Annotated in this window: 12 protein-coding genes, 2 pseudogenes and 1 riboswitch; of the genes and pseudogenes, 5 read left to right on the top strand and 9 right to left on the bottom strand. The window is 54.9% G+C overall.

Annotation, left to right across the window (positions count from 1 at the left end; translation table 11 throughout):
- Positions 1-157: 157 nt before the first annotated feature.
- The gene (locus HA45_RS04260; RefSeq protein WP_100702461.1) at positions 158-550 is read right to left on the bottom strand and encodes a YbhQ family protein; all 393 of its coding nucleotides are present in this window, start codon (positions 548-550) and stop codon (positions 158-160) included.
- Between the two features lie 178 nt (positions 551-728).
- Here HA45_RS04260 and HA45_RS04255 point away from each other — a divergent pair, with 178 nt between their 5' ends.
- From HA45_RS04255 to HA45_RS04245, 3 genes and pseudogenes are all read left to right on the top strand, one after another.
- Positions 729-1,490, top strand: a complete 762-nt coding sequence (locus tag HA45_RS04255; protein ID WP_100702460.1) for an endonuclease/exonuclease/phosphatase family protein — start codon at positions 729-731, stop codon at positions 1,488-1,490.
- On the top strand, positions 1,487-2,731 hold the full coding sequence (gene clsB, locus HA45_RS04250; RefSeq protein ID WP_100702459.1) for a cardiolipin synthase ClsB: 1,245 nt from the start codon (positions 1,487-1,489) through the stop codon (positions 2,729-2,731). Before HA45_RS04255 ends, clsB begins: the two co-directional genes overlap by 4 nt.
- Positions 2,731-3,697: pseudogene (locus tag HA45_RS04245) on the top strand (lysylphosphatidylglycerol synthase domain-containing protein). Before clsB ends, HA45_RS04245 begins: the two are co-directional and overlap by 1 nt.
- 100 nt (positions 3,698-3,797) lie before the next feature.
- On the opposite strand, the gene HA45_RS04240 reads toward HA45_RS04245, so the two are convergent.
- From HA45_RS04240 to moaA, 7 genes and pseudogenes are all read right to left on the bottom strand, one after another.
- Entirely contained in the window at positions 3,798-4,505 is a 708-nt protein-coding gene (locus HA45_RS04240) for a Bax inhibitor-1/YccA family protein (RefSeq protein ID WP_100702457.1), read from the bottom strand.
- A 57-nt stretch (positions 4,506-4,562) separates the two neighbouring features.
- Positions 4,563-5,657: a DUF1615 domain-containing protein gene (locus HA45_RS04235; RefSeq protein ID WP_100702456.1), complete on the bottom strand. Its 1,095-nt coding sequence runs from the start codon at positions 5,655-5,657 to the stop codon at positions 4,563-4,565.
- 83 nt (positions 5,658-5,740) lie between these two features.
- A complete protein-coding gene (gene moaE, locus HA45_RS04230) occupies positions 5,741-6,193 on the bottom strand; it encodes a molybdopterin synthase catalytic subunit MoaE (protein WP_100702455.1) in 453 nt (150 codons plus the stop codon).
- A gap of 2 nt (positions 6,194-6,195) precedes the next feature.
- Positions 6,196-6,441 carry a molybdopterin synthase sulfur carrier subunit gene (gene moaD / locus HA45_RS04225; protein ID WP_100702454.1) on the bottom strand — a complete coding sequence of 82 codons (246 nt, stop codon included), beginning with the start codon at positions 6,439-6,441 and terminating at the stop codon, positions 6,196-6,198.
- Positions 6,434-6,919 (bottom strand): cyclic pyranopterin monophosphate synthase MoaC, encoded by a 486-nt coding sequence (moaC, locus tag HA45_RS04220; protein ID WP_100702453.1) that lies wholly within the window; start codon positions 6,917-6,919, stop codon positions 6,434-6,436. The genes moaD and moaC overlap by 8 nt, the downstream gene beginning before the upstream one ends.
- Before the next feature lie 2 nt (positions 6,920-6,921).
- Positions 6,922-7,437 carry a molybdenum cofactor biosynthesis protein B gene (moaB, locus tag HA45_RS04215; RefSeq protein ID WP_100702452.1) on the bottom strand — a complete coding sequence of 172 codons (516 nt, stop codon included), beginning with the start codon at positions 7,435-7,437 and terminating at the stop codon, positions 6,922-6,924.
- Between the two features lie 17 nt (positions 7,438-7,454).
- Positions 7,455-8,440: pseudogene (gene moaA / locus HA45_RS04210) on the bottom strand (GTP 3',8-cyclase MoaA).
- A riboswitch (molybdenum cofactor riboswitch) is annotated at positions 8,429-8,563 on the bottom strand. Its footprint overlaps the pseudogene before it by 12 nt.
- Positions 8,564-8,757: 194 nt before the next feature.
- Between moaA and HA45_RS04205 the strand changes: the two are divergent.
- Positions 8,758-9,660 (top strand): gluconeogenesis factor YvcK family protein, encoded by a 903-nt coding sequence (locus HA45_RS04205; RefSeq protein ID WP_100702451.1) that lies wholly within the window; start codon positions 8,758-8,760, stop codon positions 9,658-9,660.
- A gap of 12 nt (positions 9,661-9,672) precedes the next feature.
- Here HA45_RS04205 and uvrB read toward each other — a convergent pair whose 3' ends face one another.
- Positions 9,673-11,694: an excinuclease ABC subunit UvrB gene (gene uvrB, locus HA45_RS04200; protein ID WP_100702450.1), complete on the bottom strand. Its 2,022-nt coding sequence runs from the start codon at positions 11,692-11,694 to the stop codon at positions 9,673-9,675.
- 909 nt (positions 11,695-12,603) lie between these two features.
- Between uvrB and HA45_RS04195 the strand changes: the two genes are divergently transcribed.
- The gene (locus tag HA45_RS04195; protein WP_100702449.1) at positions 12,604-13,320 is read left to right on the top strand and encodes an ABC transporter ATP-binding protein; all 717 of its coding nucleotides are present in this window, start codon (positions 12,604-12,606) and stop codon (positions 13,318-13,320) included.
- Positions 13,321-13,611 lie beyond the last annotated feature (291 nt).

Raw genomic sequence — 13,611 nt, 5'->3', positions numbered from 1 at the left:
TTTTCAGGGGGTATATGACGCAAGCCCGGGGCTCACGTGTGAAAAGGGCACAAACTACCATGCGTAAGGGCGAGAGTTTAGCAGGTTTCCGCTGCCACCGCGACCAACAAAAAAGGAGCCGCATTCGGCTCCTTTCTCTTCACAGCGGCACGTCGGCTTAGCTGCGCTTTTTCTCTACGCGATGGGCGGGTTCTTTCGCCAGCAATGACACCAGCGCTGGCCCCACCAGCATCACCACACCCAGACAACCAATCAGCAGGTTGTTATGGATGAAGCGAGAAATCAGGAATAGCGTTAGCATCGCCGCACCAAAATAATAGGTGGTGGTGACTTCCTCAAGGGCGTCACCCATGCGGCGTAAACGGGCACTACGCTGCAGAGCCAGCATGGCGATAAACACCAAGGCATAAGCTGCTACCAGGGTACTGCTCACTTCAACCAGCGCCTTATGCTTCCAGCCCCAAACCAGCGCAGCAATCACCAACAGGTGCATCGCAATGTGCAAACAGGTTTGACCGGTAACAATCTGAACACGATTAGACCATTTCATTCTTTTCTCCTGGCAGACCCAACAGAGGTCGCCCAAGTGTATCTGGCTGCGGCCAGACGGATTTCCTCAATGTAAAGCAAATTTCGGATAACACCCTAATTTTCTACGCTGCTTACCATCCATTTGTGACAAAGACTACACTTTGTGCTCTTGATGATGAAAAGGAGCGCGTCGAAGTATGCCACAAAATACGCAAGGATTTTCATTTAAAGTCCTGACGATCAACACCCACAAGGGTTTCACCAGCTTTAACCGCCGCTTTATCCTGCCGGAATTGCGTGATGCTGTCCGCGCCACGTCGGCGGATATTGTCTTCCTGCAAGAGGTGATGGGCACCCACGATATCCATTCGCTGCACATTGAGAACTGGCCTGAAAACTCTCATTACGAGTACCTGGCCGATACCATGTGGCATGATTTTGCCTATGGCCGTAATGCGGTTTATCCCGAGGGACATCACGGGAACGCGATATTGTCACGTTTTCCTATTGTTGAATATGAAAACCTCGATATTTCTGTGGCAGGAAGTGAAAAGCGCGGCATGTTGCACTGCCAGATTCGCTTGCCGGATCGGCCCGAGCTACTGCATGTGATCTGCGTGCACTTAGGGTTGAAAGCACAGCATCGTCAGGCGCAGATGAAGATGATGAGCGACCGCATCAATGCGCTACCGCACGATGCTCCGCTGGTGGTTGCCGGGGACTTCAACGACTGGCAGGTGCAGGCTAACCGCTTCCTGAAGCGCAGCGCTGGACTGCAAGAGGTGTTCAGCATGAAAAACGGCCGCCCCGCTCGAACCTTTCCGGCGCGGTTTCCATTGCTGCGACTCGATCGCATCTATATTCGCAACGCCACCGTCAGCCAGCCGTGGGCGCTGCCGGTCAAACCCTGGTCACACCTTTCCGATCACGCCCCACTGGCCGTGGAGATATTTATATGAATTTCAGCTGGCGTGAAGGTAACCAGCTGCGGCTGCTGGAGAATGGCGATCAGTTTTTCCCCCGCGTTTCCGCTGCCATTCAGCACGCCGAACGTTCGCTGCTGCTGGAGACGTTTATCCTGTTTGAAGATGACGTCGGAAATGCGCTGCATGGCGATCTGCTGGCGGCAGCACAGCGCGGCGTGAAGGTCGAAGTGATGGTGGATGGCTACGGTTCGCACGATTTGTCCGACCGCTTTGTCAACAGCCTGACCGAAGCGGGCGTGCGTTTTCTTTATTACGATCCTCGTCCGCTGGTGATGGGCATGCGTACCAATGTGTTCCGGCGCCTGCACCGTAAAATCGTGGTCGTGGATAACACGCTGGCCTTCGTTGGCGGCATCAATTTTTCTGACGAACACAACACCGATTACGGTCCGCAAGCCAAACAGGATTACGCCGTGGAGGTGACGGGCCCGATCGTGTTGGATATTGCGCGCTATGTGCAGCAGGCGATGGGCAGTGAGCAGGTGACGCGACGCTGGTGGGGAGCACGTTCGCAGCGGCTGGCGGTCAATGCCATGCCTGGTGACGCGCAGGTGCTGTTTGTTTATCGCGACAATGACGATCATCGTGATGATATTGAGCAGCATTACCTCGATATGCTGCGCAAAGCCAAACAGGATGTGATTATCGCCAACGCCTATTTTTTCCCCGGCTATCGACTGCTGCGGGAAATGCGCAGTGCCGCGCAACGCGGCGTACGCGTGCGGCTGATCGTGCAGGGTGAACCGGATATGCCGATTGTCAAAGTCGGCGCCGAGATGCTCTACAACTATCTGGTGGATGCCGGAGTTGAGGTGTACGAATATTGCCGCCGTCCGTTGCACGGCAAAATCGCGGTGCAGGATCAGCACTGGTCAACGGTCGGTTCCAGCAACCTCGATCCGTTGAGCTTGTCGCTTAACCTTGAAGCCAATCTGATTGTCCACGATCGTCACTTCAATCAGACGCTGCGCGACAATCTTGAAACCTTGATCCAGCACGATTGCGAGCGCGTGCAGGATGACAAACTGCCACCGCGCACCTGGTGGCATCTGACCAAAAGCGTGCTGGTGTTCCACTTCCTGCGCCACTTCCCGGCCATTGCCGGTTGGTTGCCCGCCCATACGCCGCTGCTGGCACAAGTTGATCCTCCGGTACAACCGGAAATGGAAACTCAGGATCGGGTTGAAACCGACAATGAAGGAGCCAAACCCTGATGAGTAACAAACATTCACGCTGGCAATGGGCCAAGAAAATCCTCACCTGGCTATTTTTTGTCGCGGTGATTGTACTGCTGGTGATTTATGCCCGCAAAGTGAACTGGCAGGACGTCTATCAGGTGATCGTAGGCTATAACCGCTACGTGGTGCTGGGCGCAGCGGCGCTGGTGGTGGTCAGTTATCTCACCTACGGTGTGTATGATTTGATCGGCCGCGCCTACTGCGGGCACAAACTGGCGAAACGTCAGGTGATGCTGGTGTCGTTTATCTGTTACGCCTTTAACCTGACGCTCAGCACCTGGGTCGGCGGCGTAGCGATGCGCTATCGTCTCTATTCACGGTTAGGCCTGCCCGGCAGCACCATCACGCGCATTTTTCCATGAGTATCGCCACTAACTGGCTGGGCTATCTCCTGCTGGCTGGCGTGGTGTTTGCAGCCGGAATGGTGCCGATTCCGCCGCGCTGGTTTATCGGTGAAAACACCCTGCGCATTATTGGTGCCGTGCTGTTGGTGCTGGTGGCGATCTATTTATGGGCCTGTGCTTTTGCGAAGAAACGCCACTGGACCATTAAGGGCCAGCATTTGCAGCTGCCGTCGCTGCGCATGGCACTGATCCAGTTTGCCGTCTCCAGCGCCAACTGGCTGGTGATGGGCACTATTATCTGGCTGCTGCTGGCGCGGCAGGTGGATTTTCCGCAGGTGCTTGGCGTGTTGCTGATCAGCAGTATTGCGGGGTGATCATTCATATCCCGGCGGGGATTGGCGTGCTGGAAGCGGTGTTTCTGGCGCTGCTGGGCGGCGAGCAGGTGTCGCACGGCACGATTATCGCCGCGCTGCTGGCGTATCGCGTGCTGTACTTTATTTTGCCGCTGCTGCTGGCGCTGGTGTTGTATCTGGTACTGGAGAGTCGCGCAAAACATCTGCGGCAGAAGAATGAGCGCAAGATGGCGGCACGCTCATAGGGTCTGCATGTAGTAGCGGCGCGATTTATTGCGCATCGTTCAGCCTGACCAGCGCTGCGGATGCGCGCGATAAATCGCGCCGCGACAGAAAGTGCTGTAATTAACGGCGGTTGCCGAAAATACGCAGCAGCATCAGGAACAGGTTGATGAAGTCGAGATACAGCGTCAGTGCACCCATGATCGAGTAACGACGCAGGTTCTCTTTGTCATTGACGTTGATGGTCTCACCAATCGCCTTCAGCTTTTGGGTGTCATAAGCGGTCAGACCGACAAACACCACCACACCGATATAAGTAATCGCCCACATCAGCGCCGGGCTTTTCAGCCAGAAGTTCACCAGTGATGCCAGTACGATACCAATCAGCGCCATAAACAGCAGGCTACCCATGCGGCTGAGATCGCGCTTAGTGGTGTATCCGTAGAAGCTCATCGCACCGAACATCCCTGCCGTCACAAAGAAGGTGCTGGCGATGGATGAATAAGTGTAAACGAGGAAAATGCTCGCCAGCGTCAGCCCGGTCAGCGCCGAATAGAGCATAAATAGCCCGGTTGCCAGAGTACTGCTCAGACGATGCACCATGCCCGACAGCACAAAGACGACCCCCAGTTGCACGATAATCAGTCCAAAGAAGGTGATGCGATTGGCAAACACCAGTTCCATCACCGCTGGCGTGCTCGCCGCAAACCACGAGACAAACGCAGTCAGCAACAAGCCGCAGGTCATCCAACCATAAACCTGCGCCATATACGTTTGCAGCCCGGTTGACGCCTGCTGCACAATTGAATCATTACGTGGATATCGGTCCATGATGCACCTCTTTAAGTTAGACAAACGCTCTAAGTGTGGAGTCTACACTTCGTTGCGTCAACGGCGCGTCAAGCACTGTTGATATCGGCCATTTACGCGCTGGGCGAACCAGGCGGTGGTCAGGTTGCGAGTGATTTTTGGGCTCTCCAGTTTGATGCCCGGCAACATCTCGCGTGGCAGGCGTTTACCGGCCATTTTGTCGGCGAGGATAAATGTCTGCTTCCATAATGTGCTGTTGCTGAAGCTTTCGCTATCCCCCTTTACCAAATCGCGACGGATTTCCCGATCGCTCATGTCCAACTGCTTGCTCAGAGTGCGTACCGCTAATTCGGTGGAACCCGCTTGCTCGCTGCCGTACATAATCAAATCGCCGTCCAGCGCCAGTTTAATGCCGCTGGCACGGGCTATCGCCGCCTGGAATGCGGCGTTACGACTGGCGTACCAGCCGGCATTGAAATCGGCAAAGCGATACAGCGGCTGGCTGTAGTCCGCCGGATAACCCAACAGATGCAGCGTGCCAAAGTAGATGCCGCCACGGCGGGTAAACACTTCGCGACGAATCGAGCCATCAATCGGGTACGGATAGCCTTTGGCGTGTGCTTCGGCAAATTCGATGCTGACCTGCATCGGGCCGCCAGTGTGAATTGGATTGAGATTGCCAAACAGCTTCTGCCCCATCGGCACCATATCGATAAAGTCATCGAAAATGGCACTCAGCTCTTTCTCGCTGTGCACTTTATCGAGGCGCGCAGCATAGCTTTCACCGTTGGACGATTTGATCAGCAGCGCGGTCCGCACTAAAAAGGCCGGGACATGCACTTTCGCGGCGCGGCGATCGATTTCACCCCAGGCAATTTTGGGTAAGCCCGGCACCGGCGCATCAGCGTTGAAGTTGGATTCCTGGTCGGCCACCGCGATCACCGCGCAGATATTACTGGCGCTGGGATCGATTTGCTGGACGCGAAAGGCTGTGTAGATGTCATCTGCCCAGACGCTTTTTTGCGTTACGTCACTGGGCAGCAACTGCTGAATTTGGCTCTTTACATCGTCGGGTTGGCGCGCGGGCGCCTGGGGCTCTTTTTTGGTACTGCATCCAGCCAGTATCAGCGCAGTGAGCAGCGCCGCGCCTTTCAGCATTCTGTTGTTTTTCATCCGGTTCCCTGACATGCCAGCAAAAAACGCTACCTTAACGTTTTCAGTGAGCTGCGGCTATCGGTGCAGGCGGATTTTACACGCTACTTCCAGCGTTCAGCGGCCTGATGGTCGCTGTCACGCGCATCTACCCAACGATCGCCCTGCTCAGTGGCTTCGCGCTTCCAGAACGGTGCGCGGGTTTTCAGGTAATCCATGATGAATTCGGTGGCGGCAAAGGCGCTACTGCGATGGGCGCTGCTGACGCCGACAAACACGATTTCATCACCGGGGAACAATTCACCCACGCGATGAATCACCGTCACCTGTTGTAACGCCCAGCGCTGACGCGCCTCTTCGACAATTTCCGCCAGCGCCTTTTCCGTCATGCCGGGATAATGTTCCAGCGTCAGTGCCGCTACGCTGTCACCCAGATTATGGTTGCGCACTTTGCCGGTGAAGGTGACGACCGCGCCGTCACTGTCGTGGGCAGCGAGTTGCTGATACTCGTGGCCGACATCGAAAGGTTCAACGCCGACGCGAATCCGGGTGGTCATGCTCATCCTCCGGTGACCGGTGGGAAGAACGCCACTTCATCGCCAGCGCGCAGTGGATGGCTCATCGGCACCAGCGTTTGATTGACCGCTGCCAGCAATTTGCCGGATTCCAGCGCCAGCGCCCAGCGATCGCTCTTGCCTGCCAGCGCCGCACGCAGTGTGGCAACGTCCTGATACTCTGGCGCCAGTTCCAGCGCGCTGGTTCCCGTCAATTCGCGTACCTGGGCAAAAAACAGCACTTTAATCATGCGTCACCGCCTGGAAATCACCGGATTTGCCGCCGGTCTTGGTGAGCAAGCGCAGTTGATCGATGACGATGTCTTTCTGCACCGCTTTGCACATGTCGTAAATCGTCAGTGCGGCCACCGATGCGGCGGTCAGCGCTTCCATCTCAACGCCGGTTTTACCGGTCAGTCGACAGCGCGAGGTGACCCGCACGCGGCTGTGTTCAGGTTCCGCCACCAGCGACACCTCGACTTTGCTGAGCATCAGCGGATGGCAAAGCGGGATCAGCTCCCAGGTGCGTTTGGCGGCCTGAATCCCGGCAATCCGCGCCGTGGCAAAAACGTCGCCTTTATGATGGCTGCCGTCGATGATCATTTGCAGCGTTTCCGCGCTCATCAGCACCAGCGCTTCGGCCTGCGCTTCACGCACCGTTTCGGTTTTGCCAGAGACATCCACCATATGGGCTTCGCCGGCGGCATTGATATGAGTTAATGATGACATGCTTACAACTTCTTCAAATGAGAGACAAAATTACACGGGCGCGTGCGCGCATCCAGCTGTTCTTCAATAATGCGTTCCCAGCCGCTGCGGCAGGCATTGGTCGAACCCGGCACGGCGAAAATCAGCGTCTGATTCGCCAGCCCGGCGACCGCACGCGATTGCAGCGTTGAACTGCCGATCTCTTCGTACGAGACCATGCGGAACAGTTCACCAAAGCCGTCAATTTCACGGTCAAACAGCGGCAGCAGCGCTTCAGGCGTGCTGTTTTTGCTATTGAAGCCCGTGCCGCCGTTAACGATCACCACCTGCACATCGTCACTGGCAATCCAGCGCGATACGGTGGCACGGATGCGATAGCGATTATCCGGAACGATGGCGCGATCCACGACCTGATGCCCGGCTTCCGCCAGCGCCTCTCGCAGATAATCCCCTGAGCTGTCATTGCTGGCATCACGACTGTCCGAGACGGTCATCACCGCCACATTCAAGGCGACAAACTCGCCGGTAGGTTTACCCATGGCTGTAACTCCTGTGTTTAGCCGCCAATGAAGGAGAGATTTTGTGTAATGCCGGTGTTGCCCTGATGCAGGAAGTGCGTCTGCTTTTTCTGGCCGAGGCTGTGGGCGATGCGGGCCTGTAGCTCGCCTTGTTGTGCATCAGAGGCCAGTAAATCGCGCAGTGATACCCCGCCGTCGCCGAACAGGCACAGGTGCAAATTGCCCATTGCCGATACGCGCAGACGATTGCAGCTGGCACAGAAGTCTTTTTCATAAGGCATGATCAGGCCAACTTCGCCCTGGTAATCCGTATGCCGAAACACCTGCGCCGGACCGTCACTGCGCCCACGCGGCTGAAGCTGCCAACCCTGCATGAGCAGCTGGTCGCGGATCACTTCGCCAGAAATATGATGACGACGGAACAGATCGCCGCCCTCGCCGGTTTCCATCAACTCAATAAAACGCAGCTGAATGGGACGGGTGCGAATCCAGTCGAGGAAGGTACTCAGGCTGTGGCTGTTAAGGTCGCGCATCAGCACGCTGTTAACTTTGACCTTCTCAAACCCGGCGTCAAACGCGGCATCAATACCGGCCATCACTTCGGCAAATTTATCCTGGCCGGTGATGGCATGAAACTGGCGCGCATCGAGGCTGTCGACGCTAACGTTGATGTTGGTGAGTCCCGCATCACGCCACGCTCGCACATCACGTGCCATGCGATAGCCGTTAGTGGTAACAGCGATCTGGCGGATAGCGGCGTTTCACGCACCGCCGCGATGATATCGGTGAAGTCGCGGCGCATAGAGGGTTCGCCGCCGGTCAGGCGCACTTTTTCAGTGCCCGCGGCCGCAAAGGCACGCGTCACGCGGCGGATCTCATCCAGCGAGAGAAAACTTTTGTTGTGATTACCGTTCGGTTTATAACCGTCAGGCAAGCAGTAGGTACAACGGAAGTTACACACATCCGTGACCGACAGGCGCAGATAGTAAAAGCTGCGCGCATAGGCATCTGTAAATTGTGGCACCTGAACACCTTTCCAAATACGGGAGATGCAGTCATTTCTTTCTGCACCCTGGCAGCTACGCTGCGGCCAGGCATCCATATCAATATGACTTAGGCATGCAAGGCTTGGGAGTCTGTTGTCATTATGGACAACACGGTTACGACGAATGGTAGCGCGATTTGTCCCTCGCATCCATCAGTGAATTTCGCTATATATATTGATACATAACGTATTTTCACCGCATTTTCGCCGCAGGATACGGTAAAATGCGCGACAGATATTGATATACATCAGTTCAACTGCACCTCAATGTGCCGTTGTCAGCAATAAGGAAAAGCATGAATCGTACCCTGGCAGATTTGGATCGCGTGGTGGCGCTTGGCGGCGGCCATGGACTTGGCCGCGTGATGTCAGCATTGGCACCGTTAGGTTCGCGCCTGACCGGTATCGTGACCACCACCGATAACGGCGGATCCACCGGGCGCATTCGTCGTTCAGAAGGCGGTATTGCCTGGGGTGACATGCGTAACTGCCTCAACCAGCTGATCATGGAACCCAGCGTGGCGTCGGCAATGTTTGAATACCGTTTTGCCGGTAACGGCGAACTGGCGGGACACAACTTAGGTAACCTGATGCTGAAGGCGCTCGATCACCTCAGCGTGCGTCCGCTGGAAGCCATCAACATCATCCGCAACTTGCTCAAAGTCGATGCATTTTTAATCCCGATGTCGGAGCAGCCGGTGGATCTGGTGGCACAGGATTGCGAAGGCAATATGGTGTACGGCGAAACCGCGATCGATGAGATGAAGCAGCCACCGCAGGAGCTGATGCTGCATCCCGCCGTGACGCCCACTAAAGAAGCGCTGGATGCGATTGCTGAAGCGGATTTGATTCTGATTGGCCCCGGCAGCTTCTACACCAGCCTGATGCCGAGCCTGCTGATGGAAGAGATGGCGCGAGCGCTGCGCCGCACCCCCGCCACCATGGTGTTTATTGGCAATCTCGGGCGCGAGTTAAGCCCAGCCGCGGCCAGTTTAACGGTGGCCGATAAGCTGGCCATGATGGAAAAAGCCATCGGTAAGCGCGTGATCGATGCGGTGGTCGTCAGCCCGGCGGCGGATATTGTTGGCGTAGAAGATCGTTTGATTGTGCGTGAACCGCTGGAGGCCGCCGATATCAAATATCGTCACGACCGCCAGCTGTTGCGGATTGCGCTGGAGCATGCCATTCAGGCAGTTTGATTAAACACTCTATCAAGAGGCGGCGATAAACAGTTCGCGCAGCTGGTGTAACTGGTCGCGCACGCTAGCAGCCTCTTCAAACTCCAGATTTTGCGCATGCTGCTGCATCTGCCCTTCCAGCTCACGGATTTTCTTCTGCATTGCCTGCGGGGTAAGCGCCATGTAGTTGGCTTCTTCTTCCGCCGCCACGCGTGATGCCGTTTTGCCTTTGCCGCGGGTTTTCACCACGTTTTTGCCCAACTCAAGAATATCGGTGATTTTCTTGTTGAGTCCCTGCGGCACAATGCCATTCTCTTCGTTGTACTGCTGCTGCTTCTCGCGACGGCGCTCGGTTTCGCCCATCGCGCGTTCCATCGAAGGGGTGATTTTATCGGCGTAAAGAATCGCTCTGCCGTTAATGTTACGCGCCGCACGGCCGATGGTCTGGATCAGTGAACGTTCAGAACGCAGGAAGCCCTCTTTATCCGCATCAAGAATCGCCACCAGCGACACTTCCGGCATATCTAACCCTTCGCGCAGCAAGTTGATGCCGACCAGCACATCAAACTCACCCAGACGTAAATCACGGATGATCTCCATGCGCTCCACGGTATCGATGTCAGAGTGCAGATAGCGCACCTTCTCGCCGTGCTCCACCAGATATTCAGTGAGGTCTTCCGCCATGCGCTTGGTCAACACCGTCACCAGCACACGCTCGTTGATTTCCACGCGTTTGCGGATTTCAGACAGCAGATCATCCACCTGAGTAGCAACCGGGCGCACTTCCAGAATGGGGTCTAACAGCCCGGTGGGACGCACCACCTGATCGATAACGTCATCACCGGATTTTTCCAGCTCATATTTACCTGGTGTGGCCGAGACATAAATCGTTTGTGGCGCGGCCGCTTCAAACTCTTCAAAGCGCATCGGACGGTTGTCCAGTGCCGACGGCAGGCGGAAACCGTATTCCACCAGCGTCTCTTTACGTGCACGGTCACCGCGATACATGCCGCCGATCTGCGGAATAGTCACGTGGGATTCATCCACCACCAGCAAACCGTCCGCGGGCAGATAGTCGAACAGCGTTGGCGGGGGTTCGCCCGGCCCGCGACCGGAGAGATAGCGTGAGTAGTTCTCTATGCCTGAGCAGTAGCCGAGTTCGTTCATCATTTCGAGATCGAACTGGGTGCGCTGGCTAATACGCTGCTCTTCCAATAGCTTATTGTTGTCCATCAGCGATTTGCGGCGATCCACCAGCTCAACTTTGATCTCTTCCATCGCCTGCAAAATACGTTCACGTGGGGTGACGTAGTGCGTTTTCGGATAGATGGTGAAACGCGGGATCACCGAGTCGATTTGGCCAGTGAGCGGATCGAACAGGGATAAGCGCTCCACTTCTTCATCAAACAGCTCGACGCGCAGGCCAATATCATCGGACTCAGCCGGGAAGATATCGATCACCTCGCCACGCACGCGGAAAGTGCCGCGCTGGAACACCTGGTCATTGCGGGTGTACTGCAGTTCTGCCAGACGACGCAGAATACTGCGCTGATCGATAATCATGCCGCGCGTTAAGTGCAGCATCATCTTCAGATAAAGATCGGGATCGCCCAGACCATAAATGGCGGAGACGGAAGCCACGACAATGACATCACGGCGTTCCAGCATCGCTTTGGTGGCAGAGAGACGCATCTGCTCAATGTGTTCGTTAACCGCCGCATCTTTCTCAATAAAAGTGTCGGAGCTGGGAACATAAGCTTCAGGCTGATAGTAATCGTAGTAAGAGACAAAAAACTCCACCGCGTTATCCGGGAAGAACTCTTTCATCTCTCCGTACAGCTGTGCTGCCAGCGTTTTATTGGGTGCCATCACCATGGTCGGCCGATTGAGATCGGCGATGACGTTGGCAATGGTAAATGTTTTGCCCGACCCGGTAACACCTAACAAGGTCTGATGCGCGAGCCCATCTTCGAGCCCCTCTTCTAGACGACGAATCGCCTCAGGCTGATCGCCTGAAGGTTTGAAATCAGAGTTGAGTTTAAAGGCTTTACTCATGGTTTTGCGGTTCCTGCGGAAGAAGTCAGCGGGCAGGCTGGTAATTCTACTCTGCTACAGCGAATTTGCCAGAAAAAAATACTGGATATAATTACAGATATCTTGCACGATAACGGGGAAAACACCTGTTTCGCTTCAGTGCAATTTAAGCGGCAGCGGGCAAAAGGTTGTTGCGCAAGGTTATCCCCAGAGCCGTGACGCTTTTAACATTTGTCAAGAGAGCGTCATTAAATTGCAGTCAGATGACAAGGCAGAAAATCCTTAGGCTTGCTTTTAAACAACGTACTGATTTAATTGATAATCATCCTAAAGTCCAGTTTCTCAGCATAATGTGGACAAGCCGCGTATTTCCTCGCTTCCGCCCGGTTGTCAGTCGCTAATGCACAAGGTTATCCACAGGAATAGTGGATAACTGAATCCAGCCCCGAGCCCATCAGCTGTGTATAATTTTCCCCAGCCTTGTTCATGCGTGCGAAATATTTTTTTTGCGTTTTTTTTCCGCCTACCTCAACTCGCTTTAACTATTCTTTTTGCAAGTCAAGCCCCCTATGTTGTCGTAAAAACCGTACGTTAAGGCCATTTATTTCTTCAGTGATTGCCTTATGAACGAACAGATGCACCAGAAATGTTAAGCAGTCAGCACCGTCAAAGTGCAGTGCGTTTATTACCAGGTGGAATTATTAAGCATTGCTCACCTTTTGAACGCGATTTCACCCCAATCTGCGTCATTTATAGCGCTTCCTCTAACCTGGCCTGAGAATTGCAACATCTTTCCCATGGAGTGACGAGTCCATACGGCCTGCCTGGCAGGTCATCAACAGCGGTGTCCACCCTTAATCGTGCACAACTGTATGCCAGACGACACAGAGCGTGAGCATTCAGGCAAATAATCTGGAAGGAGTATGTCAGATGCTGAGTTTACGTTCGGTGAATCAGTTTTACGGTCAAAACCATATCCTGTGGGATGTGGATCTCGATCTGCCACCAGGCACCTGTACCGGTGTGCTGGGCAGTCCTGGCATGGGCAAAACCACGTTGGTGAACTGCATAATGGGTCGCTTGCCGATCAACAGCGGTTCGATGATCTGGCAGGAAGATGGCTCGCCCCCTGAGGATTTGCTGCTGCAACCCACCGAGCAGCGTGCGCGCATGGGCATTGGCTATGTGCCACAGGGGCGCCATATTTTCTCGCAGATGAGCGTTGAAGATAACTTAATGATTGCGTTGATGGCCGCGCAGGACGGTCGCAGCCGCGCGATCCCGGAGATGGTGTTTGATCTGTTTCCGGCGCTGTATTCGTTACGCCATCAGCGCAGTGGAGAACTGCCGATGGATCAGCAGCAGCAGCTGGCGCTGGCACGAGCGCTGGTATTGCAGCCTAAGCTGCTGATTTTGGACGAGCCTACCGAAGGAATGTCGCCATGGCTGGAAGAGGAGATGGGAAATATGATCCGTCGTCTCAACCGCGATTACGGTTTGACGATCTTGCTGCTGGAACAGCATCTGTCGTTTATTCGCCGCGTGGCTGATTATTTTCTGCTGCTGCACCGGGGCCGCAATGTGGCGCAGGGGAAAGTCGCCATGCTGGATGATGTCACCGCCAGTAAGTGGTTAACCGCGACCTGATGTGGTGGTGATAATGCCGATCGGTCAAGCCATGAACGGATTAACGGCTCATACGGTAGCGGCGAGATTTATCGCGCATCCTTGCTCAGCGGATTGGCTGTCCGGAGCGCAATAAATTGCGCCGCTACCGATAAATGTGATCGTTTAAGCGGTTAACTGGCAAGCATTGCGCGATAAATGGCGACCCTGCAGACGATATTACGTCAGGTGCGCATTGATGCGCACCTTGAGCCCCGACGACGTAAATAGCGACCGTGCAGGTGATTTTTAGCTACGTATTGAAACGCACTT

This window comes from Pantoea rodasii (assembly GCF_002095465.1).
GTDB classification, from domain to species: domain Bacteria; phylum Pseudomonadota; class Gammaproteobacteria; order Enterobacterales; family Enterobacteriaceae; genus Pantoea; species Pantoea rodasii.
Note: the sequence above shows the minus strand (reverse complement) of the source record. Positions and strands in the feature narration are given on the sequence as shown.

Excerpts from the sequence above, each read along its gene's own strand:
- HA45_RS04260 (WP_100702461.1), bottom strand. The coding sequence starts at position 550 with ATGAAATGGTCTAATCGTGTTCAGATTGTTACCGGTCAAACCTGTTTG.
- HA45_RS04255 (WP_100702460.1), top strand. The coding sequence starts at position 729 with ATGCCACAAAATACGCAAGGATTTTCATTTAAAGTCCTGACGATCAAC.
- clsB (WP_100702459.1), top strand. The coding sequence starts at position 1,487 with ATGAATTTCAGCTGGCGTGAAGGTAACCAGCTGCGGCTGCTGGAGAAT.
- HA45_RS04240 (WP_100702457.1), bottom strand. The coding sequence starts at position 4,505 with ATGGACCGATATCCACGTAATGATTCAATTGTGCAGCAGGCGTCAACC.
- HA45_RS04235 (WP_100702456.1), bottom strand. The coding sequence starts at position 5,657 with ATGAAAAACAACAGAATGCTGAAAGGCGCGGCGCTGCTCACTGCGCTG.
- moaE (WP_100702455.1), bottom strand. The coding sequence starts at position 6,193 with ATGACCACCCGGATTCGCGTCGGCGTTGAACCTTTCGATGTCGGCCAC.
- moaD (WP_100702454.1), bottom strand. The coding sequence starts at position 6,441 with ATGATTAAAGTGCTGTTTTTTGCCCAGGTACGCGAATTGACGGGAACC.
- moaC (WP_100702453.1), bottom strand. The coding sequence starts at position 6,919 with ATGTCATCATTAACTCATATCAATGCCGCCGGCGAAGCCCATATGGTG.
- moaB (WP_100702452.1), bottom strand. The coding sequence starts at position 7,437 with ATGGGTAAACCTACCGGCGAGTTTGTCGCCTTGAATGTGGCGGTGATG.
- HA45_RS04205 (WP_100702451.1), top strand. The coding sequence starts at position 8,758 with ATGAATCGTACCCTGGCAGATTTGGATCGCGTGGTGGCGCTTGGCGGC.
- uvrB (WP_100702450.1), bottom strand. The coding sequence starts at position 11,694 with ATGAGTAAAGCCTTTAAACTCAACTCTGATTTCAAACCTTCAGGCGAT.
- HA45_RS04195 (WP_100702449.1), top strand. The coding sequence starts at position 12,604 with ATGCTGAGTTTACGTTCGGTGAATCAGTTTTACGGTCAAAACCATATC.